14 protein-coding genes are annotated in these 21211 nt (G+C 73.9%); 3 read left to right on the top strand and 11 right to left on the bottom strand.

What is annotated here, in order from left to right; all coding sequences use genetic code 11:
* Positions 1–10: 10 nt before the first annotated feature.
* Positions 11–919 (bottom strand): permease-like cell division protein FtsX, encoded by a 909-nt coding sequence (gene ftsX / locus ACFY00_RS35410; protein ID WP_388037619.1) that lies wholly within the window; start codon positions 917–919, stop codon positions 11–13.
* An 11-nt stretch (positions 920–930) separates the two neighbouring features.
* Positions 931–1620 (bottom strand): cell division ATP-binding protein FtsE, encoded by a 690-nt coding sequence (gene ftsE / locus ACFY00_RS35415; RefSeq protein WP_014136012.1) that lies wholly within the window; start codon positions 1618–1620, stop codon positions 931–933.
* Positions 1621–1881: 261 nt separating this feature from the next.
* On the opposite strand from ftsE, the gene ACFY00_RS35420 reads away from it, so the two are divergent.
* Positions 1882–2070, top strand: coding sequence for a hypothetical protein (locus tag ACFY00_RS35420; RefSeq protein ID WP_388037622.1), 189 nt, complete (start codon positions 1882–1884; stop codon positions 2068–2070).
* A 69-nt stretch (positions 2071–2139) separates the two neighbouring features.
* Here the strand turns inward: ACFY00_RS35420 and prfB are convergent, their stop codons facing one another.
* The 3 genes from prfB to ACFY00_RS35435 form a co-directional block, all read right to left on the bottom strand.
* On the bottom strand, positions 2140–3243 hold the full coding sequence (gene prfB, locus ACFY00_RS35425; RefSeq protein ID WP_388037625.1) for a peptide chain release factor 2: 1104 nt from the start codon (positions 3241–3243) through the stop codon (positions 2140–2142).
* Positions 3244–3277: 34 nt separating this feature from the next.
* A complete protein-coding gene (locus ACFY00_RS35430; RefSeq protein ID WP_388037628.1) occupies positions 3278–4531 on the bottom strand; it encodes a serine/threonine-protein kinase in 1254 nt (417 codons plus the stop codon).
* 163 nt (positions 4532–4694) lie between these two features.
* Positions 4695–6524: a serine/threonine-protein kinase gene (locus tag ACFY00_RS35435; protein ID WP_388037630.1), complete on the bottom strand. Its 1830-nt coding sequence runs from the start codon at positions 6522–6524 to the stop codon at positions 4695–4697.
* Positions 6525–6864: 340 nt separating this feature from the next.
* On the opposite strand from ACFY00_RS35435, the gene ACFY00_RS35440 reads away from it, so the two are divergent.
* The gene (locus ACFY00_RS35440) at positions 6865–9579 is read left to right on the top strand and encodes an FtsK/SpoIIIE domain-containing protein (protein ID WP_388037632.1); all 2715 of its coding nucleotides are present in this window, start codon (positions 6865–6867) and stop codon (positions 9577–9579) included.
* 202 nt (positions 9580–9781) lie between these two features.
* Here the strand turns inward: ACFY00_RS35440 and ACFY00_RS35445 are convergent, their stop codons facing one another.
* The 6 genes from ACFY00_RS35445 to ACFY00_RS35470 form a co-directional block, all read right to left on the bottom strand.
* The gene (locus tag ACFY00_RS35445) at positions 9782–14719 is read right to left on the bottom strand and encodes an NAD-glutamate dehydrogenase (RefSeq protein WP_388037635.1); all 4938 of its coding nucleotides are present in this window, start codon (positions 14717–14719) and stop codon (positions 9782–9784) included.
* 294 nt (positions 14720–15013) lie between these two features.
* On the bottom strand, positions 15014–16597 hold the full coding sequence (locus ACFY00_RS35450; RefSeq protein WP_388037651.1) for an aldehyde dehydrogenase family protein: 1584 nt from the start codon (positions 16595–16597) through the stop codon (positions 15014–15016).
* A 96-nt stretch (positions 16598–16693) separates the two neighbouring features.
* Positions 16694–17350 (bottom strand): HAD family hydrolase, encoded by a 657-nt coding sequence (locus ACFY00_RS35455; protein WP_388037638.1) that lies wholly within the window; start codon positions 17348–17350, stop codon positions 16694–16696.
* A 19-nt stretch (positions 17351–17369) separates the two neighbouring features.
* The gene (locus ACFY00_RS35460; protein WP_388037640.1) at positions 17370–18197 is read right to left on the bottom strand and encodes an aldo/keto reductase; all 828 of its coding nucleotides are present in this window, start codon (positions 18195–18197) and stop codon (positions 17370–17372) included.
* A gap of 32 nt (positions 18198–18229) precedes the next feature.
* Complete coding sequence (locus tag ACFY00_RS35465; protein ID WP_388037643.1) at positions 18230–19417, bottom strand: MFS transporter; 1188 nt, start codon at positions 19415–19417, stop codon at positions 18230–18232.
* 203 nt (positions 19418–19620) lie between these two features.
* Complete coding sequence (locus ACFY00_RS35470) at positions 19621–20130, bottom strand: DUF6912 family protein (RefSeq protein ID WP_388037645.1); 510 nt, start codon at positions 20128–20130, stop codon at positions 19621–19623.
* A gap of 339 nt (positions 20131–20469) precedes the next feature.
* Between ACFY00_RS35470 and ACFY00_RS35475 the strand changes: the two genes are divergently transcribed.
* Positions 20470–21036 (top strand): Rv3235 family protein, encoded by a 567-nt coding sequence (locus tag ACFY00_RS35475; protein ID WP_388037648.1) that lies wholly within the window; start codon positions 20470–20472, stop codon positions 21034–21036.
* Positions 21037–21211 lie beyond the last annotated feature (175 nt).

The following is a 21211-nucleotide window of genomic DNA, read 5'->3' on the forward strand; positions in this document are numbered from 1 at the left end:
CGACGGGGCGTCAGACCTTCAGGTACTTGCGGAGGGTGAAGAACGCGGCCACCGCCGCCATCCCCATGCCCACCACGACCAGCAGCGGAATGACCGCCATCACCGAGGACAGGCCGATGAAGGTGATGAACTGCACCTTCTTGGCCAGCCAGTGCTGGACGAAGAAGTGCCCGCCGATCAGCAGCCCGGAGGCCAGCGCCGAACCCAGCAGCGCGGCGAACGCGGCCTCCGCGATGAACGGCATCTGCACGTAGAAGTTGGACGCGCCGACCAGTCGCATGATGCCGGTCTCGCGCCGTCGGCTGAACGCGGACACCCGGACGGTGTTGACGATCAGCAGCAGCGCGACGAACAGCATCAGCACCATGATCACGAACGCCGCGGTCTGCAGACCGCGCAGCAGGCCGAACAGGTTCTCCAGGATCTTCCGCTGGTCGTCCACCGACTTGACGCCCGGCTTGCCCGCGAAGGCGCTCTGGATCACGTCGAACTTGGTCGGGTCGCTCAGCTTCACCCGCCACGACTGCGGCATCGCGTCCGGGCCGACCGCCGCCAGCAGCGGGTTGTCCGGGTTGCTGTCCTTGAAGTGCTTGTACGCCTCCTGGGAGGACTCGTACGTCGAGCTCTGCACCAGCGGCGCCATCTTGTCCAGGGCGGCCTTGACGTCGGCGACCTGCTGGTCGGTGGCCTCGCCCGTCGCGCACTGCGGCGAGTTGTGGTCCGCCTTGATGCAGAAGTAGATGCTGACTTCGACCTTGTCGTACCAGTAGTCCTTCATGGAGTTGACCTGGTCGCGGACCAACAGCGAGGCACCGGCGAGGGCGAGCGACAGCGCGACACTGACCACGACGGCGATGGTCATGGTCAGGTTGCGGCGGAGACCGACGCCGATCTCCGACAGAACGAACTGGGCGCGCATGCTTCTCTCTTCTAGCTCTGGTAGCCGTAGACGCCGCGAGCCTGGTCGCGGACCAGCAGGCCCTTGTCGAGTTCGATGACGCGCTTGCGCATCTGGTCGACGATGGCCTGGTCGTGGGTCGCCATCAGCACGGTGGTGCCGGTCCGGTTGATGCGGTCGAGCAGCTTCATGATGCCGACCGAGTTCTGCGGGTCGAGGTTGCCGGTGGGCTCGTCGGCGATCAGCAGCATCGGCCGGTTCACGAACGCGCGGGCGATCGCCACGCGCTGCTGCTCACCGCCCGAGAGCTCGCCGGGCATCCGGCTCTCCTTGCCACCGAGGCCGACCAGGTCGAGCACCTCGGGCACCACCTTGTTGATGGCGCTCTTCGGCTTGCCGATGACCTCCAGGGCGAACGCCACGTTCTGCCCCACGGTCTTGTTCGGCAGCAGGCGGAAGTCCTGGAAGACCGTGCCCAGTTGGCGCCGCATGTGCGGCACCTTCCAGTTCGAGAGCTTGCCCAGGTCCTTGCCCAGCACGTGCACCGCGCCGGTGGACGGGCGCTCCTCGCGCAGGCACAGGCGCAGGAACGTCGACTTGCCGGAACCCGACGAACCGACCAGGAAGACGAACTCGCCCTTCTCGATCTCCAGCGAGACGTTGTCCAGGGCCGGACGGTTCTGCTTGGGATAGGTCTTGGAGACGTTGTCGAATCTGATCACGGCTGCATCACGGAGGCCATCCTAGGTGGATCGGAGCCAGTGACCTTACGCGATGCCCCACCGCACCCGCAGTCGCCGGACGCCTACCGACCGTGGTTTCGTCAGGTGTTGTTCCGGTTCGGACCGGAAATTGCGAGGTACGTCACAGATCGATAACCCTTCTCCTCCGGGAGCCGAGGGGTGCGGAACCTGGCAGAGTGGTAAGCAGTCGGAACCGAATCCGCCTCCGGCGCGTTGGCTCTGCAGCAAGGAGGAGATCGCATGACCTGCGACCAACTGGTGTGCGCCAACTGCAACGGCCGCGTGAGCGACGGTCGCTGCCCGGTGTGCCGCGCCAACCGCGCCCGGCTCCAGCAGGAGCAGAACGGGCCGTTCGCGACGCTCAACCCCGCGGTGCTGCTGGCCCTGCTGTTCGCCGCGCTGTTCGTGCTCGCCCTGCTGCTGCACTGATCCGAGAGACCCCGAAGGGCCCCTCCGCCGAGGCGGAGGGGCCCTTCACCGTGCGTACGGGGTGCGTGCTCAGCTCTCCCGCTGCTTGCGCCACCGGATGCCGGCTTCGATGAAGCCGTCGATGTCGCCGTCCAGCACGCCCTGCGGGTTGCCGACCTCGTGCTCGGTGCGCAGGTCCTTGACCATCTGGTACGGGTGCAGGACGTAGGAGCGCATCTGGTTGCCCCAGGAGGAGCCGCCGTCCTTGAGCGCGTCCATCGCGGCGCGCTCCTCCTGGCGGCGGCGCTCCAGCAGCTTGGCCTGGAGGACGTTCATCGCCGAGGCCTTGTTCTGGATCTGCGAGCGCTCGTTCTGGCAGGAGACCACGATGCCGGTCGGCAGGTGGGTGATGCGGACCGCGGAGTCGGTGGTGTTGACGCCCTGGCCGCCGGGGCCGGAGGCGCGGTAGACGTCGATCCGCAGCTCGCCCTCGTCGATGTCGACGTGGTCGGAGGTCTCGACGACGGGGAGCACCTCGACGCCCGCGAAGGAGGTCTGGCGGCGGCCCTGGTTGTCGAACGGGGAGATCCGCACCAGGCGGTGGGTGCCCTGCTCGACGGAGAGGGTGCCGTAGGCGTAGGGGGCCTTGACGGTGAAGGTCGCGGACTTGATGCCGGCCTCCTCGGCGTACGAGGTGTCGTAGACCTCGGTCGGGTAGCCGTGCCGCTCGGCCCAGCGCAGGTACATGCGCATCAGCTGCTCGGCGAAGTCGGCGGCGTCGACGCCGCCCGCCTCGGCCCGGATGTTGACCAGGGCCTCGCGGGCGTCGTACTCGCCGGAGAGCAGGGTGCGGACCTCCAGCTCCTCCACGGCCTTCTTGACCGACACCAGCTCGGCCTCGGCCTCGGTGCGGGTGTCCGCGTCGTCCTCGGTCTCGGCCAGTTCGAACATGACGCCCAGGTCCTCGACCCGGCCGCGCAGGGACTCGAACTTGCGCAGTTCGCCCTGCAGGAAGGAGAGCCGACTGGTGACCTTCTGCGCGTTCGCGACGTCGTCCCACAGGGTGGGGGCGGCTGCCTCCTCCTCCAGGGTCGCGATGTCGGCCCGGATCTTGTCCAGGTCGAGGACTGCCTCGATCGACGCCATGGTCGAGTCGAGGTTCTTGAGCTCTTCGGAAGGATCGACGGCTGCCACGCCTCAAGGGTAATGGTTCCGCGGGGGGGCTCGGCTACAACCGGGGGTGCCAGGAGGCGTGCACCGCCGCGGAGGCGCCCGCGGGGGGCTCGGCGGCGAACGCCGTCCACGCGGCGGCGGCGCCCGCCAGCAGCAGGACGACGGCGATCAGCACGGCCAGGGTGCGGCGGCGGCGGATCATCTGGGCCCGGGTGCGGCGGTGGGTGGCGGCGGGCTGCGCGCGCTGGGCGCGGGACTCCTCGGCGTAGGAGGCGAGCTCCCGGGGGGAGGGGCGGCGCAGGCTGGTGTGGGTGTCCCGGGTGGAGTCGGGCTGCGGGCCGGGCACCAGCGGGACGGCCGGGCCGCGGCGGCGGCGGTGGGTGCCGCTGCCCGCGAAGGCGTCGGCCTCGGCGTAGACGGCCTCGCCGGGGGTGGGCACCTCCTCGACGGCGCCGCGCTGGGCGGGCACCGCGATCGGGCCGAGGCCGACCAGCTCGGGGAGCAGGGCGCGCAGCCGGGCGGCGAGCTCGGCGGCGCGCAGCCGGGAGGCCGGGGCCTTGGCGAGGCACTCGGAGATGATCCGCCACAGGCCGTCCGGCATGCCCTCGACCGGGGGGACGTTCTCGGTGACGTGCCGCCGCAGCACCGCGCCGGTGTGGCCGCCGCCGAACGGGGTGGTGCCGGTGAGCAGTTCGTACAGCACGGTGGCGGTGGCGTAGATGTCGACGGCGGCGCGCGGCTCCAGGCCCTCGATGATCTCGGGGGCGAGGTAGTCGGGGGTGCCGATGATCCGGGTGGCGCGGGTGCGGCGGGGGGCGTCGACCAGGCGGGCGATGCCGAAGTCGGTGAGCTTGGCGCGCGGGGCGCCGCCGGGGCCGGGCGGGGCGGCGAGGTCGAGCAGGACGTTCTCCGGCTTGACGTCGCGGTGCACGATGCCCGCGGCGTGCGCGGCGGCCAGGCCGTCGGCGACGTCGGCGATCACCGAGGCGGCGACGGCCGGGCTGAGCACGCCGTCGCGCTCCAGCCGGGTGCGCAGGTCGCTGCCCTGGACCAGGTCCATCACCAGGGCGAGGTCGCTGCCGTCGACCACCATGTCGTGGACGCCGACCACGTGCGGGTGGTCGAGGCCGGTGAGGGCGGCGCGCTCCTGGACGAAGCGGCCGACCAGCACCTGGTCGGCCGCGAGGTCCTCGCGCAGCAGCTTCACCGCGACCGGGCCGTCGGGGCCCTCGCCGAGCCACACGGTGCCGGCCGAGCCGCGGCCGATCACCTGGTGGACGGTGTACCGGCTGCCGATCTTGCGTGCCAATGCTGCTCCGTGGGCTCGTGAGGTCGGTGCTCGACGAACAACCTACGCGCCCGCGGGGCCTCCGGGGGCCTTGGAGGGGCCCCTCGGAGGTACCGATCCGGTGGAATTTCGCGGGATTGTCGACAAAGCGTCAATTCCACCGCCCGGCCCGGCCGTCGGTGCGTCAGGTGTGGCTGGTGACCCAGTCGCTCGCGGTGTGGTACCAGCCGACCACGTTGTCCCAGTAGTGCGGCAGCGGCGTGAAGTTCCACAGCGCCAGGCAGCCCAGCGCCAGCACCACCAGCACCAGCAGGCAGCCCTTGAGGCAGCCCAGGCCGGGGATCCGCATCCGGTTGGGGCTGCGGCGGCGCGGCTCCCGCTCCCGGGGCGCCTCGCGGGCGGGCTCCGGCTCCCGGCGCGGCGGCTCCTGGTGGCGCGGCGGCGCGGGCTCGGGGCGGCGCTGCGGGGCGCCGTAGCCCGGCGGCGGGCCGCCCTGGCCGGGCTGCGGCGGGGCCTGGTACGGCGGCGGGGCCACCGGCGGGCGGCCGCCCTGCTGCGGGTACTGCTGCTGCGGGTGCTGGGGCCGGTACGGGCCCTGCTGCGGGGCGTAGCGGCCGTCCTGCGGGGGGCGGCCCTGCTGACCCCGGCCCGGCTGCCCCTGGTACGGCGGCGGGGCGACCGGCGGGCGACCGCCCTGGCCCTGCTGCGGGTACTGGCCCGGCGGGTACTGGCCGGCCTGGTACGGGCGCGGGGCGACCTGCGGCTGGCCCAGCTCCTCCGGCTCGAAGTGGCCGATCCGGGTCTGCGCGTTGCGGTCCCGGGCGGCGCGCAGCTGGGTCTGCCAGGGGTGCGGGCCCTCCGGCTGGGCGGGGGCCTGCTCGGGGCCGGGCGGCATCGCGGGCATCACCCGGGTGCGGTCCGCGGGCGGGGCGGCGGGCGGCTGCGGGCTGATCAGCTGGGTGCGGTCCTCGGCGCCGGGCACCGGCGGCCGGTGCGCCATCACCTGGGTCGCGGCGGACGGGTCGTACCCGACGCCCGCCAGCGTGGCGTCGTGCGGGGAGACCGCGGGCGCGGCGGGCGCGGCGGGCGCGGCGGCCAGCGCCGGGTCGGGCACCAGCAGCTCGCCGACGGCCAGCGCGGCGTCCACCGCGGCCGGGGCGGAGTGCACGCCGACCCCGGCGGCGACCACCCGCAGCGCCTCGGCCAGCGACACCGCGGTGGGGCGCTGGGCCGGGTCCTTGCGCAGGCAGCGCTCGACCACCGTCCACAGCGGCTCGGGCATGGTGCGCGGGCGCTGCGGCTCCTGCGCGAGGTGCGCCTGCAGGACGGCCAGCGGGCTGTCGCCCTGGAACGGCGGGCGGCCGGTGACCAGCTCGTACAGCATGATGCCCGCGCCGTAGACGTCCACCGCGGCGGTCTGCGGGCGGCCCTCGGCGGACTCGGGGGCGACGTACGCGGGGGTGCCGACGAACTCGTGGGTGCGGGTGATGCCCGGGGAGTCGGCGAGCCGGGCGATGCCGAAGTCGGTGAGCATCGGGTGCATCCGCTCGTCGCCGTCCACCGCGAGGGTGGCCAGCAGCACGTTGGCGGGCTTGAGGTCCCGGTGCACGACGCCGTCGGCGTGGCTGGCGGCCAGCGCGTCGGCGACCTGGGCCATCAGCAGCGAGCCCGCGATCGGCGACAGCGGGCCGGACTCGCGCAGGTAGCGGTACAGGTCGGGGCCGTCGACCAGGTCCATCACCAGGGCGAGCAGCTCGCCCTCGACCACCAGGTCGCGGGTGCGGACGATGTTGGGGTGGGTCAGCCGGAGCAGGACGGAGCGCTCGCGCAGGAAGCGCATCACCACGTCCGGGTCGGCGGCGAGCTCCTCGCGCAGCACCTTGACCGCGACCGCCTGCCCGGGCACCAGCCCCGGCACCGCGGCGTCCTCGCGCACCCGGCCGCGCCAGACCGTTCCGGTCGCGCCGCGCCCGAGGCTCTCCTCCAACACGTACTTGCTGCCGACAGGCCGCACCTGTGCACTCCGTTCGGTCACCCGGCACCCGCTGCCGGGGCCGCGTTCCGGCACTCCCCCGTTCCCGTGAACGGCGCCGGGGCCTGAGGAGCCCTCCCGGCCGGGCGGGCTCCGTATTTTCGGCAACTCTAACGGTGCCCGCGCGGGTTTCCGAGGTGTTCCCCGGCCGGGCCGCGCGCGGTCGGGCGGCGGGGCGACCGGGCGTCCTTGACCTGACGTGACGTCGGATTCACCATGGCGATGATCGCAAGATCGTCAAATCCGGTACCGTGCGCGGACTGTCCGTCCCGAGTGGCAGGATGGCAGGCACCACACGTGTGCAGAAGGGACCCCGGGCGAGATGCAGATCCGGCTCACCGTCCTTCGACCGCGCAGCGGCCCGACCGCCCCCGGCACCGCCGCCGACGTCCTGGTCACCGCGCCGGCCGGCACCGTGCTCGGCGCCGTCGCCACCGCCCTGGCCGGCGCGGTCGGCGTCCGCGGCGCCCGCTCCGCCACGCACGTCCACCTCTACGACGGGGAACGGCGGCTGGACGAGCAGACCCCGCTCGGCCACCCCCCGCTGGTGGACGGCGCGGTCCTCGCCCTCGGCGAACCCGACCCGGCGGCCGAGGGCGCCGACGAGCCCGCCGCCGCCGAACTGCGCGTGGTCGGCGGCCCCGACGCGGGCGGCGTCCACCGCCTGCACGGCGAGCTGATCCGGGTCGGCCGCTCCACCGAGGCCGACGTGCCGATCGACGACCCCGACGTCTCCCGCCTGCACCTCTCCCTGCACCTGGCCGCCGACGGCCGCGCCACCGTACGGGACCTCGGCTCCACCAACGGCACCCGCCTCGACGAGCAGTGGCTGCCGGAGGACGGCGCCGACATCGCCCCCGGCACCCTGCTGCGGATCGGCGAGTCCACCCTCCAACTCGCCCGCGCCGAAGGCATAGCGGCCCGCCCGACCGCGCCCGACGGCGAGGGCCGGATCCGGCTGGCCCCGCGCACCGGCGCCCGCAGCGCCCCCGGCCGCGCCGCCGCGCCCCCCGGCCCGCCCGAGCCCGAGCCGGCCCCCGCCGCCGGGCGCGGCAGCCGCTGGCTGCGCCGCGGCAAGGCCGAACCGGCCGCCGACCCCGGCCGCCAGCACGACGCCGCCCGCCTGCGCCAGGCCGCCAACCAGCGCGAACGCTGGCCCGACCCGGCCGCCCTGCTGCTCACCGCGCTCGGCACCGGCCCCCGGCTGTGGGAGCGCGGCCCCGACCACCCGGACGCGCTCACCCTCCGGCTCGGCACCGCCGACCTGCCCGGCGGCCCCGGCACCGCCCCGGGCAGCCTGCTGCCCGCCGTCCCGGTCACCGTCGACCTGCAGACCGCGGGCAGCCTCGGCCTGGCCGGGCCCCGGCACCGGCTGACCGGCCTGGCCCGCGCCGCCCTCGCGCAGCTCGCCGCCCTGCACCCGCCCAGTGGCCTCGCCCTGGTCGTGGTCAGCGCCGAACAGCCCGCCGAGGACTGGGCCTGGGCCCAGTGGCTCCCGCACCTGCGCCCCGCCCACGGCCAGGCCTGCCGCCTGCTGTACGGCCTCGGCCCCGAGCAGGCCGAGGCCCGGCTCACCGAACTCGCCGCCGCCACCGCCGGGCCGCCCGCCACCGTCGTCCTGGTCGACGGCGACCCGGGCACCGACGCCGGGCGGCACGCCCTCGGCCTGCTGCTGCGCCAGGGCCCCGCGGCCGGGGTCTTCGCCCTCTGCCTCGCCGGGGCCCCCGAGGAGCTCCCCGCCGGCCTCGGCGCGCTGGGCGTGGTCACCGGCGAGGTCTCCACCCGCCTCACCCTCGACCGCCCCGCCAACGGCACCCGCGAGCGCCTCACCGACGTCGCCCTCGACGCGGTCTCCCCCGCCTGGGCCGAACGCCTGGCCCGCACCCTCGCCCCGCTCGCCGAGGCCGACGCCGGGGGGCCGCCGCGCGGCCCGCTGCCCGAGGCGCTGCGCCTGCTCGACCTGCTGCGCGCCGAGTCGCTCTCCCCCGCCCGGCTCGCCGAGGGCTGGCAGTCGCTGCCCGCCGGGGCGGGCGGCGCCACCGCCCTGCTCGGCACCGCCCGCGCCGCCGACGGCGAGGAGGACTGCACCGTCGACCTCGCCGAGGACGGCGACCACCTGCTGATCGGCGGCGGCCCCGGCTCCGGCAAGTCCGAACTGCTGCGCAGCCTCGCCGCCTCGCTCGCCGTCGCCGAACGCCCCGACCGCCTCGCCCTGCTGATGGTCGACGGGGACCGCGCCGAGGACGGCGGCCTGGCCGGCTGCACCGACCTCCCGCACGTCACCGGCCACGTCAACGCCGCCGAGGACCCGCGCGGCGCGCTGCTCGCCGCCGAGCGGATCACCGACGAACTCGCCCACCGCGAGGCCCTGTTCGACGGCCTGACCTTCACCGAGTGGCACACCCGGCGGGCCCTCGCCCTCGACAAGACCCCCGCCCTGGTCGGCGGCCCGGCCACCGCGGACGCCGCCACCGCGCCGGTCCGCGTGGTCGAGCCCCGCCGCTCGCCCGACGCGCCCCCGGCCGACGCCGCCCCGCCCCGGCTGGTCGTCCTGGTCGACGACTACGACGCGCTGCTGGGCCCCGCCTCCCCGGGCGGCCGCCCGCTGGCCCGGGCGCTGGCCTCCGTCGCGGTGCACGGCGCCCGGCTCGGCGTGCACGTGGTCGCCGCGACCGGCTCGCCCGAGAGCACCGCGGGCACCGAGGTCGACGAGGCCGCGCAGCTGCGGATCGCCCTGCGCACCGAGCAGCCCGGCGACTCCGACCTGCTGGTCCACCTGCCCGACGCCGCCGCCCTCCCCGGCACCACCCCCGGCCGCGGCTACCTGCGCCGCCCGGACGGCGCGGTCACCGCCTTCCAGGGCGCCCGGGTCAGCGGCCGCATCCCCCGCACCGCGACGCTCCGCCCCACCGTCGTCGCCCAGCGCCTGGAGGACCACGGCGCCGCGCCCTCGCCCCGCCCCGTCCGCGAACTCGGCAACGGCCCCACCGACCTGGCCCTGCTCGCCTCCGCCCTGCGCCGGGCCACGGAGAGCTGAGGGGGAGCAAACCAGGGGCTCGGGGAACGGCGAGCCCGTGGCTGCTGACGGTTCACTGCCGGAGCGCGCATCGGCTTCTGGTTCCTGTCACTGCACGCAGCAGCACGAACCTCCGATGGGCTCCGACCGTCAGCAGCACGGACTCGCCGTTCCCCGAGCCCCTGGCGGGGCTCTTCGCCGTTCCTACCGAACTCCCGCCGCCTCAGCGGCCGTTGCGCAGCAGCGTGCGGATCACCCGCATGGCGACGGAGAGGCTGGACAGCTCGTAGTTGTCCGAACCCCTTATGTCGTCGAGCGTGGTGCGGGCCCGGCTGAGCAGGGTGCCGTTGAGCTCGGCCCAGGCCGAGTAGCGCTCCTCGGGGCTGGACCCGGCGGGCCCGGCGGCGAGCACGTCCGCGGTGAGGGCGGCGTGCGCGGCGAACAGGTCCTCGCGGATCGCGGCGCGGGCCATCGAGGACCACCGGTCGGTGCGCGGCAGGTCGATGACGCGGTCGAGCAGGTGGCTGATCTGGAGCCGGTCGCCGAGGTCGTAGTACAGCTCGGCGACCTCCATCACGTCGGTGTCCGAGCGGTCCGCGACGCCGACGATGTCGAGGGTCGGGAACGCGGAGGACAGCCCGGCGATCCGGGTGGCGAGCTCGTCGGGGACGCCGGCCTCGGACAGCTCCCGGTGGACGGACTGGAACCAGGCGAGGTCCTCGCCGACCAGCGGCTTGGGCAGCGCGTCCCAGACCTGGTTGACCCGGTCGTGGAAGAACGCGATGGTGTCCGCGATGTCGAGCGGCTGCCGGTTGTTGAGCATCCACCGGGTGGCGCGCTCGACCAGGCGGCGGGCGTGCAGCCGCATCTTGGTCTGGACGCGGGCGGCGACCTTGTTGTCGAGGCGCTCGATCTGGTCCCAGATCTGCTCCAGGCCGAAGACCGCGCGGGCCGCGGCGTGGGTGCGGGCGATCTCCTCCATGGTCGCGCCGGTCTCCTCGCGGAGCCGGAACGCGAAGGTGCAGCCGCCGCGGTTGATCGTGTCGTTGACGATCAGGGTGGTGATGATCTCGCGGCGCAGCGGGTGGTGGTCGATCTGCTCGGCGAAGCGGGCCCGCAGCGCGCTGGGGAAGTACGCGTGCAGCACGTCCCGGAAGTACGGGTCGTCGGGCAGGTCGGTGGCGAGCAGCTCGTCGGCCAGGGTGATCTTGGTGTAGGCGAGCAGCACCGACAGCTCGGGCTGGGACAGGCCGCGCCCGGCCTGCTGGCGCTCGCGGATCTGCTTCTCGGTGGGCAGGTACTCCAGGGCCCGGTCGAGCTGCCCGTTGGACTCCAGCCGGTTGATCATGCGGGCGTGCACGTTGACCATGCTGGCGGCCTGGGCGACGGCGTTGGCCAGCACGACGTTCTGCGCGTAGTTGTTGCGCAGCACGAGGTGGCCGACCTCGTCGGTCATCTCGGCGAGCAGGGCGTTGCGCTGCTTGACCGTCATGTCGCCGTCGGCGACGACCTGGTTGAGCAGGATCTTGATGTTCACCTCGTGGTCGGAGGTGTCCACGCCGGCCGAGTTGTCGATGGCGTCGGTGTCGATCCAGCCGCCGGTGCCCTCGGGGCCGCCGCTGGAGGCGAACTCGATCCGGCCGAGCTGGGTGCAGCCGAGGTTGCCGCCCTCGCCGATGACCCGGGCCCGGACGTCGCCGCCGTTGACCCGGATCGCGTCGTTGGCCTTGTCGCCGACCTCGGCGTTGGTCTCGGTGGCGGCCTTGACGTAGGTGCCGATGCCGCCGTTCCAGAACAGGTCGACGGGGGCCTGCAGGATGGCCTTCATCAGCTCGGCGGGGGTGAGCTTGGCGGCGTCGACGCCGAGCCGCTCGCGGACCTGCGCGGAGAGCTGGATGGCCTTGGCGGAGCGCGGGTAGACGCCGCCGCCGGCCGAGATCAGCGACTTGTCGTAGTCGTCCCAGGAGCTGCGCGGCAGGTCGAACAGGCGGCGGCGCTCGGCGAAGGAGGCCGCGGCGTCCGGGTTCGGGTCGAGGAAGATGTGCCGGTGGTCGAACGCGGCGACCAGCCTGATGTGCTCGGACAGCAGCATGCCGTTGCCGAACACGTCGCCGGACATGTCGCCGATGCCGATGACGGTGAAGTCCTCGGACTGGGTGTCGACGCCGAGTTCGCGGAAGTTGCGCTTGACGGACTCCCAGGCGCCGCGGGCGGTGATGCCCATGCCCTTGTGGTCGTAGCCCGCCGAGCCGCCGGAGGCGAACGCGTCGCCGAGCCAGAAGCCGTACTGCTCGGCCACGCCGTTGGCGATGTCGGAGAAGGTCGCGGTGCCCTTGTCGGCGGCGACCACCAGGTAGGTGTCGTCCTCGTCGTGGCGCACCACGTCGACGGGGTGCACGACCTCGCCCGCGACCAGGTTGTCGGTGATGTCGAGCAGCGCGGAGATGAAGGTCCTGTAGGAGGCGATGCCCTCGGCGAGCCAGGCGTCGCGGTCCACCGACGGGTCGGGCAGCTGCTTGGCGACGAAGCCGCCCTTGGCGCCGACCGGCACGATGACGGTGTTCTTGACCATCTGGGCCTTGACCAGGCCGAGGATCTCGGTGCGGAAGTCCTCGCGCCGGTCGGACCAGCGCAGGCCGCCGCGGGCGACCTTGCCGAAGCGCAGGTGGACGCCCTCGACCCGGGGCGAGTACACCCAGATCTCGAAGGCGGGGCGCGGCGGGGGCAGGTCGGGGATGGCCTTGGGGTCGAACTTCATCGACACGTACGAGTGCCAGCGGCCCTCGCTGTCGTGCTGGAAGAAGTTGGTCCGCAGGGTGGCCTTGATCAGGTGCAGGAAGGAGCGCAGGATGCGGTCCTCGTCCAGCGAGACGACCTCGTCCAGGGCGCCCGCGAGCTCCTCCAGGATGCCCTCGGTGAGCTCCTCGCTGCCGGAGCGGTGGCTGGGCGAGAGCCGGGCCTCGAACAGGTTGACCAGCAGCCGGGTGGTGTGGGTGTTGTTGCGGAGCGCGTCCTCCATGTAGTCCTGGGAGAACGTGGAGCCCGCCTGCCGCAGGTACTTGGCGTACGCGCGCAGCACCACGGCCTGGCGCCAGGTCAGCTTGGCGGTGAGGACGAGTTCGTTGAAGCCGTCGTTCTCGGCCTGGCCGAGCCAGGTCGCGGAGAAGGTGTCCTGGAAGCGCTCGCGGTCCTCCTCGGTGAGGTCGGTGCCCTCGCGGAGCTTGAGGCCGAAGTCGACCACCCAGGCGGTGGTGCCGTCGGTGCGGCGCAGCGCGTACGGGTGCTCGTCGAGGACCTCGACGCCCAGGCGCTGCAGGACGGGCAGGACCTCGGTGAGCGAGATCGGGCCGCCGACCCGGTAGATCTTGAAGCGGCGCTCGTCGTCGCCCGCGCCGACCGGCTGGTACAGGTTGAGCCGGAAGTCGCCCTCGCCGCTGAGCGACTCGATCTGCTTGAGGTCGGCGACGGCGGTGCGCGGCGGGAAGTCGGCGCGGTAGCCGTCGGGGAAGGCGGTGGCGTACTTGTGGGACAGCTCGGCGGCCTTCTCCTCCCCGAACTCGCTCTGCAGCTGGTCGTTGAAGCCGTCCATCCAGAACCGGGCGGCCTCGGCGAGCCGGTTCTCGATCCGCTCGATGTCGGCGTCGGACAGCTGCGGCAGCTCGGTGCCGGGGGCGACCCGGACGACGAAGTGCAGGCGGGTGAGGACCGACTCGGTGGCGTACACCGTGTAGTCGATGGTGTCGCCGCTCAGCTCGGTCTTCAGGATGTCGGTGAGGGCGAGCCGGATCCGGGTGGTGTAGCGGTCGCGCGGCAGGTAGACGTACGCCGAGTAGTAGCGGCCGTACTCGTCCTGGCGCAGGAACAGCCGCAGCCGGCGGCGCTCCTGCAGGTACAGGACGCTGGTGGCGATCGACTGGAGCTCGGCGGCGGCGGTCTGGAACATCTCGTCGCGCGGGAAGGTCTCCATGATCTGGAGCAGGTCGCGCCCGTCGTGGCTGTCGCCGGAGAAGCCCGCCCCGTTCATGACCTCCTGCACCTTGCGGCGCACCACCGGGATCCGGGTGACCGACTCGGTGTACGCGGCGGAGGAGAACAGGCCGAGGAAGCGGCGCTCGCCGACCGGCTCGCCCGCCGCGTTGAACTTCTTCACGCCGACGTAGTCGAGGTACGCGGTGCGGTGCACGGTGGCGCGGCTGTTGGCCTTGGTGAGGACCAGCAGCTTCTTCTCGTGCGCCTTGGCGCGGACGGGCGCGGAGAGCCGGCCGAAGGCCTCGGAGACCGGGTGGTGGTCGGTGTCGTGGCTGAGCGGGTCGGCGCGCAGGATGCCCAGGCCGGTGCCCGCGACGGCCTTGAGGACCTCCTCGCCCTCGTGCTCGACCAGGTCGTACTCGCGGTAGCCGAGGAAGGTGAAGTGGTCGTCGGCCAGCCAGCGCATCAGCTCCCAGGCCTCGCCGACCTCCTGCTCGGGCAGGTGCGCGGGGGGCTGCTCGGCGAGCTCGTCGGCCAGCCGGAGCGCGGAGTCGCGCATCTTCGACCAGTCCTCGACGACCTCGCGGACGTCGCCCAGCACCCGGCGCAGACCGGTCTCCAGGGTGCGCAGGTCCTCGCGGTCGGTCTCCCGGTCGATCTCGATGTGCATCCAGGACTCGACCACGGTGTCGGCGGGCCAGTCGGTGCCGGCGGCCTGGGCGCGGTTGCACGCGTCGGTGTCGAGGATCTCCAGCAGCTTGCCGGTGATGTCGCGGCGCACGGCGAGCTGGGGGTGCACGACCAGGTGGATGGCGCGGTCCAGGCGGGTCAGCTCGTTGGTGACCGAGTCGACCAGGAACGGCATGTCGTCGGTGACCACCTCGACCACGGTGTGGCCGCAGGACCAGCCGTTCTCCTCGACGCTCGGGGTGTGCACCCGGACCTCGGCGGTGCCCTGCGGGCGCTTGAGGCCCAGCCGGTAGTGGGAGGCCGCGGCCCCGTACACGTCCACCGGGTCCCGGTTGATGACGTCCTCGGGGGCGGTGTGGAGGTAGTAGTGGTGCAGGTAAGCGGCCAGAGCGCCGTTGCTCAGGCCCTCCCCCGGCGCCGCTCCCCCCACCTGGCTGTTCTCAGCGGCTGCTGCTGCTTTCCTGAGCAGGTCGGCCTTGGCTGCGTCCAGCTTGGTCTGCATGGCTGTTTGGCTCCTGTCGCGCGCCGTTGCGTGACTCGGTGATGACTGTGGGTGCACCGCCGGGCCCCGTCACGGCAATCCTCCCGTACGCGAGGGGTGAAAAGCGCTCACGGCACGCATGAGTCGCGTTCCGCCCGGGTACGACAGCACGTTTGGCCTGCCTGACCGATAACCGGCGACGCCGTCAGCCTAGCCTGACGAAACGAAGGTGTCAGGGGACACCGAGGCACAATCCCGCAGGAAGATCCAACCTTCCTGGACACCTTGTCCAACGCCTTTCCGTTTCGGTGTCCGTCATTCGGGTGACCACTCCATGTGCGGGTGGACGTAGTCCGTCGGAGGGGTGAACGTCTCCCTGATCGAGCGGGTGGAGGTCCACCGCAGCAGGTCGCGGGCCGCGTCCGCGCCGCCGTCCGCGGACGGCTCCCCGTTGACCCGCAGGTCGCCCGCGGCGAAGCGCAGCCGCTCCACCGCCCCGGCCAGCGCCCGCCGCTCCCGCCCGAACACCGAGCCGCCGGCCGGCTCGCCGTCCGGGGCGTCCCGGACGACCAGCTCCAGCGCCTCCTCCCAGCGGGCGTCCTCGTACACCTGCACGGCCAGCAGCGGTCCGGCGCCGCCGTACCGGTCGGTGCCGCCGAGCAGCACGGTGGGCCGGACGAACCAGCCGATCGCGTCGTCGTACTGGCCGCCCGCCAGCAGCTGCACCCCCGGGTCGGCCTTCGCCCGCTCGACCGCGTCCACGGCCGCGTCGAAGGTCGGCCGGTCGATCAGCGCGCCCATGAAGTTGCTCAGGTCGGTGACGTCGCCGACCGCGAGTTCGTCCACCTCGCCGAGCAGGTCCGCCCGGATCCGCCGCCACAGCTCGCGCGGCAGGTAGGCCCGGGACAGCGCGGAGCGGCCCTGGCCCTGGTGCTCGAAGGCGCCGCGGATCAGCGCGGTGCGCACCGCCGCCGGGTCGGCCGAGGGGTGGGCGAGCAGGAAGTCCCGGCCGCCGCCGCCCGTGCCGACGATCCGCGGGTAGCCGCGGTAGCGGGCGATGTTCGCGCCGACCTCCCGCCACAGCCGCCGCAGGGCGGCGGTCGACCCGGCGAAGTGCACCCCGGCCAGCGCCGGGTCGCGCAGCGCCACCTCGCCCACCGCCTGCCCGCCGCCGGTGACCAGGTTGACCACCCCGGGCGGCAGTCCGGCCTCCTCCAGCAGCAGCAGCGTCAGGTGCGCGGCCAGGGTCTGGGCGGGCGCGGGCTTCCACACGACCGTGTTGCCCAGCAGCGCGGGCGCGGTGGGCAGGCTCCCGGCGGCCGCGGTGGAGCCGGACGGGGTGAGCGCGCAGACGAAGCCCTCCAGCGGGCGGTGGTCGGCGCGGCTCCACCCCCCGGGCCCGGAGCGCGGCTGCTCGGCCAGCACCCGGCGGGCGGCGTGCACGTCGGAGCGCCAGCGGTCGGCCAGCTCGCACACCGCGTCGGCCTCGGCCTGCCGCACGGTCTTCGACTGCCCCAGCACGGTCGCCGCCACCAGCGTCTCCCGCCACGGCCCGGCCAGCAGGTCCGCGGCGCGCAGCAGCACCGCCGCCCGGTCGTCGAAGGACAGCTGCCGCCAGCCCTCCGCCGCCGCCAGCGCCGCGTCCACCGCGGCCCGCACGTCGGCGGCCGTCGCCTCGCCCAGCACGCCGAGCCTCGCCGCGTGGTGGTGCGGCTGCACCAGCTCGGTCCGCTCGCCACCGCCGAGCCTGCGCTCCCCGCCGACCACCATCGGCAGCGAGGTGTGCCGCCCGGACAGCTCGTCCAGTTTCCGCACCAGCCGGGCCCGTTCGGCGCTGCCCGGCGCGTACCCGCGGGGCGGCTCGGGGACGGGGGCGGGGACGGTGGTGACCGCGTCGATCGGCATGGTGCGGGGGTGCTCCCTAGGGGTTCGACTGCCTCGTACTGCTCCCCCCACCCTGGACGCGCCCGCCCCCGCCGCCGCGCCGTGACACGCCTACCGGGCGAGTTCCTCCGCCACCGCGACGGCCTCCGCGAGCGAGTCCACCACCGGCACGCCGAGGTGCACCAGCTTCTCCCGGGTGTGCGAACCCCCGGTGTACAGCACCGACTTGATGCCCGCCGCCAGCGCCGCTTCGGCGTCGTCCGCGGCGTCTCCGATCAGCACCGTCCGCCCGCGGTCGATCGCCCCGCCCATCGCCTCCAGGTGCACCGCCAGCTCCCCGGCCTTGCGCCCGCCGGCCGCGCCGCGCCGACCGTCCACCCGCAGGAAGTGCCGGGTCAGGCCGAACGCGTCCACGGCCGGGACGAGTTTCGCGTGCTCGTACATCGACAGCACCGACTGGCTGCGACCGGCCGCCGTCCACCCCTCCAGCAGCGCCTCGACGCCCGGGGTCAGCCCGCACTCCGGGAACAGTTCCGTGTACTTGACGTGGAACGCGTCGTCCAGCGCCAGCCACTCGGCCGGGCTCGGCATCCGCCCCATCAGCCGCTCGTAGAACCGCGGGATCGGGATCTCGTACTGCGCCCGGTACTCCTCCAACGTCATCGGCGCGATGCCGACCGTGGCGAAGGCGGCGTTGCTCGCCCCCACCACGGCCGCCATGTCCGACAGCAGGGTGCCGTTCCAGTCCCAGACTATGTGTGTACGCACCCGGCAAGGGTACGCGCCGTCAGTTGAACCGGTCAGGGTCCGGGCCGGTGCGCAGGCCGCGGTCGGAGGCGGCGATCGCGGCCAGGTCGTCCTCGGTGAGCGCGAAGTCGAAGACGTCCAGGTTCTGCCGGATCCGGGCCGGGGTGACCGACTTGGGGATGACCACGTTGCCGAGCTGCAGGTGCCAGCGCAGCACCACCTGGGCCGGGGACTTGCCGGTGCGCGCGGCGATCGCGGTGACCGCCGGGTCGTCCAGCACCGCGCCCTGGGCGAGCGGGCTCCACGCCTCGGTGACGATGCCGTGCGCGGCGTGGAAGGCGCGCAGCTCGGCCTGCTGGAGGCCGGGGTGCAGCTCGACCTGGTTGACGGCCGGGACGAGTCCGCCCGCCTCGATCAGCCGGGTCAGGTGCGCGGGCTGGAAGTTGGAGACGCCCGCGGCGCGGATCCGGCCCTCGGCGGCCAGGCGCTCGATGGCCTTCCAGGACTCGGCGTACAGGTCCCGGGCCGGGGTGGGCCAGTGGATCAGGTACAGGTCGACGTACTCCAGGCCCAGCTTGTCGAGGCTGGCGTCGAAGGCCCGCAGCGTGGCGTCGTGGCCCTGGTCGGCGTTCCACAGCTTGGTGGTGACGAACAGCTCCTCGCGCGGCAGCCCCGACGCGGCCAGCGCCTTGCCGACCCCGCGCTCGTTGCCGTAGACCGCCGCGGTGTCGACGCTGCGGTACCCGGCCTCCAGGGCGGCGGCGACGGCCGCGGTGGTCTCCTCGTCCGGCACCTGGAAGACGCCGAAGCCGAGCTGCGGCATCCGGACGCCGTTGTTGAGGGTGACGTTGGGGATGGTGGTGCTCATGTTCCTTCTCCAGTACGGGAGTTCGAGATTCTTCAGGAGTGCAGCGCGGGGGCCCGGACGGCTGCGGGGGCGGCCTGTTCCCGGCGCTCCAGGGCGGCGGAGACCAGGGCCAGCACCAGCGCGGAGGCGGCCAGCAGCGCACCCACCCAGTTCGGGGCGGTGTAGCCGTACCCGGCGCTGATCACGGCCCCGCCGAGCCACGCGGCCAGCGCGTTGCCCAGGTTGAATGCTCCGATGTTGACGGCCGAGGCCAGCGTCGGCGCGCCGTGCGCCTGGTCGAGGACCCGCTTCTGCAGCGGCGGCACGGTGGCGAAGCCCAGCGCCCCGATCAGCAGCAGGGTGACCGCGGCGGTGGCCTCGTTGCGGGCGGTGACGGTGAACAGCGCGAGCACGACGGCCAGCGCGCCCAGCGTGGTGAACAGCATCGGCATCAGCCGACGGTCGGCGAACCGGCCGCCCAGCAGGTTGCCCAGGAACATGCCCGTCCCCAGCAGCACCAGCAGCCAGGTGACCGAGCCCTCCGAGAACCCGGCGACCTCCGTCATCATCGGCTTGATGTAGGTGATCGCGGCGAACACCCCGCCGAAGCCGAGCACCGTCATGCCCATCGCCAGCACCACCTGCACGTTCTTGAACGCCGCCAGCTCCCGTCGCAGGTGCGCGCCCTCCGGCCGGGGCAGCTCCGGCACCAGCTTCGCGATGCCCAGCAGCCCGACCACGCCGAGCGCGGCCACCGCGGCGAAGGTGGTCCGCCAGCCGACCTGCTGGCCGACGAAGGTGCCCAGCGGCACGCCGACGACGTTTGCCACCGTCAGCCCGGTGAACATCGTCGCGATCGCCCCGGCCTTCTTCTCCGGCGCGACCAGCTCGGCGGCGACCACAGACCCGATCCCGAAGAACGCGCCGTGCGCGAGCGAGGCCACGATCCGCCCCGCCAGCATCGCCCCGAACCCGGGCGCGAACGCGGACAGCAGGTTGCCCGCGACGAACAGTCCCATCAGCAGCATCAGCATCCGCTTGCGGCTGATCCGCGTCCCGAGCACGGTCATCAGCGGCGCCCCGACCACCACGCCGAACGCGTAGCCGGTGACCAGCAGGCCCGCCGTCGGGATGCCCACCCCGAAGTCAGACGCGACCTCGGGCAGCAGCCCCATGATCACGAACTCGGTGGTGCCGATCCCGAACGCCCCGATGGCCAGGGCGAGAAGCGCGAGGGGCATGACATTGACCTCCAGGTGATTGCCGGTGCACCTTACGTGCTTCGACAATAATTGCAGACGCATGAACTTGCAAACGCAACGAAACCTGGCCCCTGCGGCCCCGAGGACGGCCGCCCCGCCGCTGCCGATGCCCCCGCAACGCGAAGGACCCCGCCCCGGCCGGGTGGCCGTGGCGGGGTCCTTCGGGGGCGTGCGGGCGGGCGTCAGGCGATCAGGCCGGGGATCTCCTGGATCGCGAACCAGAGCAGCTCGTGGTCCTCCGCGCCGTCCACGGTGAACTGGGCGTCCTGGTCACCGCCGTCCGCGGCGGCGATCGCCCCGACCGCGGCGGCGACGTCGGCCAGGACGTCGGGGTCGCTGTCGTCGGCGTGCACCGCGGCGGCCTTGGCCAGCCGGACCGGGCCGCCCAGGACGACCCGGCCGAGCGAGGCCTGGTCCTGGTACTCGTCGCCGGGGAAGGGCGTCACCGCGGAGTCCGCGATCTCGACCGCGAGGACGACCCGGCGCCGCGGGGCGTCCGGGTCGGCGGCCAGCAGGCGGACGGAGGAGAGGGCCGCCCGGTTCAGGGCCGCGTACTCCAGCTCCTCCAGGTCGTCGCTGACGTACCACTCGCGCAGCGCGGGCGTCACCGCGTAGGCGACGCTCTGCTCCAGGACGCCCTCGGGGTGCGCCACCGCCAGGTCCTTCAACGTGGTCGGCACGTACACGCGCATCGGGGCACCCTTCTGACGGTCTCACTGTGCGACGGGTCAAGAATACGCAGCCCGCCCGGCCGCCCGCGATGGCCGGTCCGCCCGCCCGCCCGGTGCGCCGATCAGGTCACGTCCGGCGTCCCCCTACGGGCCGTTCCGACACCCGACCCGGCGTCAACTTCCGTCCCCGCACCGGCCGCACCGACCTTGCGGCCACCGGGCCACCACCCGTACGGGTGGATTTCCGGGAACGGCCGGACCGCGGGAAACCCCCTTGGAGCGGCCTCCGTCCGCCCGGTAGCAATGGGCCCGTCCGACGCACCCCGCACCCCGTATCCCGCACTCCACGAGAGGGCCCCGATGACCGAGCAGCTCGCCCACCCGCCGGTCCAGCACCCCCCGGCCCACCCCACAGCCCACCCCGCGGCCCATCCCCGGATCCACCCGCTGGTCCGCCCCGCCACCCGCCGCCCGGTGCGCCACCCGCACCCGGAGCCGCACCCGGCCGGGCCCGCGGCACCCCGCACCGCCCGCAGCCCGCGGGCCGCCTGCGACGGCTCCGGCCCGCCGTACCGGCCCCGGACGGCCGCGCCCAGCAGCACCGGGCACGCCGAGCTGGCCGGGCGGTTCGCGCACCGGCTGGTGGAGGTGCTGTGCGGGGCCCGCCCGGTGCACCAGCTGCAGCGGCACACCACGCTGCCGGGCTTCCACCAGCTCGCGGCGCTGGTCCGCACCGGCCCGCTGCGCCCGCGCGGCCGGACGCTGCGTCCGCGGCTGGGCCGGGTGCACGACTGCGCGCCGGTCCCGGGCGCGGTGGAGGCGTGCGTACGGGTCGAACTGGGGCCCCGGCACCACGTGCTGGCGTTCCGGCTGGAGCGGCACACCCGCACCGGCCAGTGGCAGTGCGCGGCCGTGGAGACCAGGTGAAGGCCCCCGCAGCCGCCGGGAACCCGCCCACGGCAGCCGGGAACACCACCGGGAACGCGCCGGGGGGCCCCCCCCCCCCGGGGGGGGGGCCCCCCCCCCCCGCGGGGGGCCGGGCGGGGGGGGCGGGGGGGGGCCCGCCGCGCGGGCGGGGGGGCCGTGGGGGGCGCGGCGCGGG

The organism is Kitasatospora sp. NPDC001540, from assembly GCF_042894345.1.
GTDB classification, from domain to species: Bacteria; Actinomycetota; Actinomycetes; order Streptomycetales; family Streptomycetaceae; genus Kitasatospora; species Kitasatospora phosalacinea_C.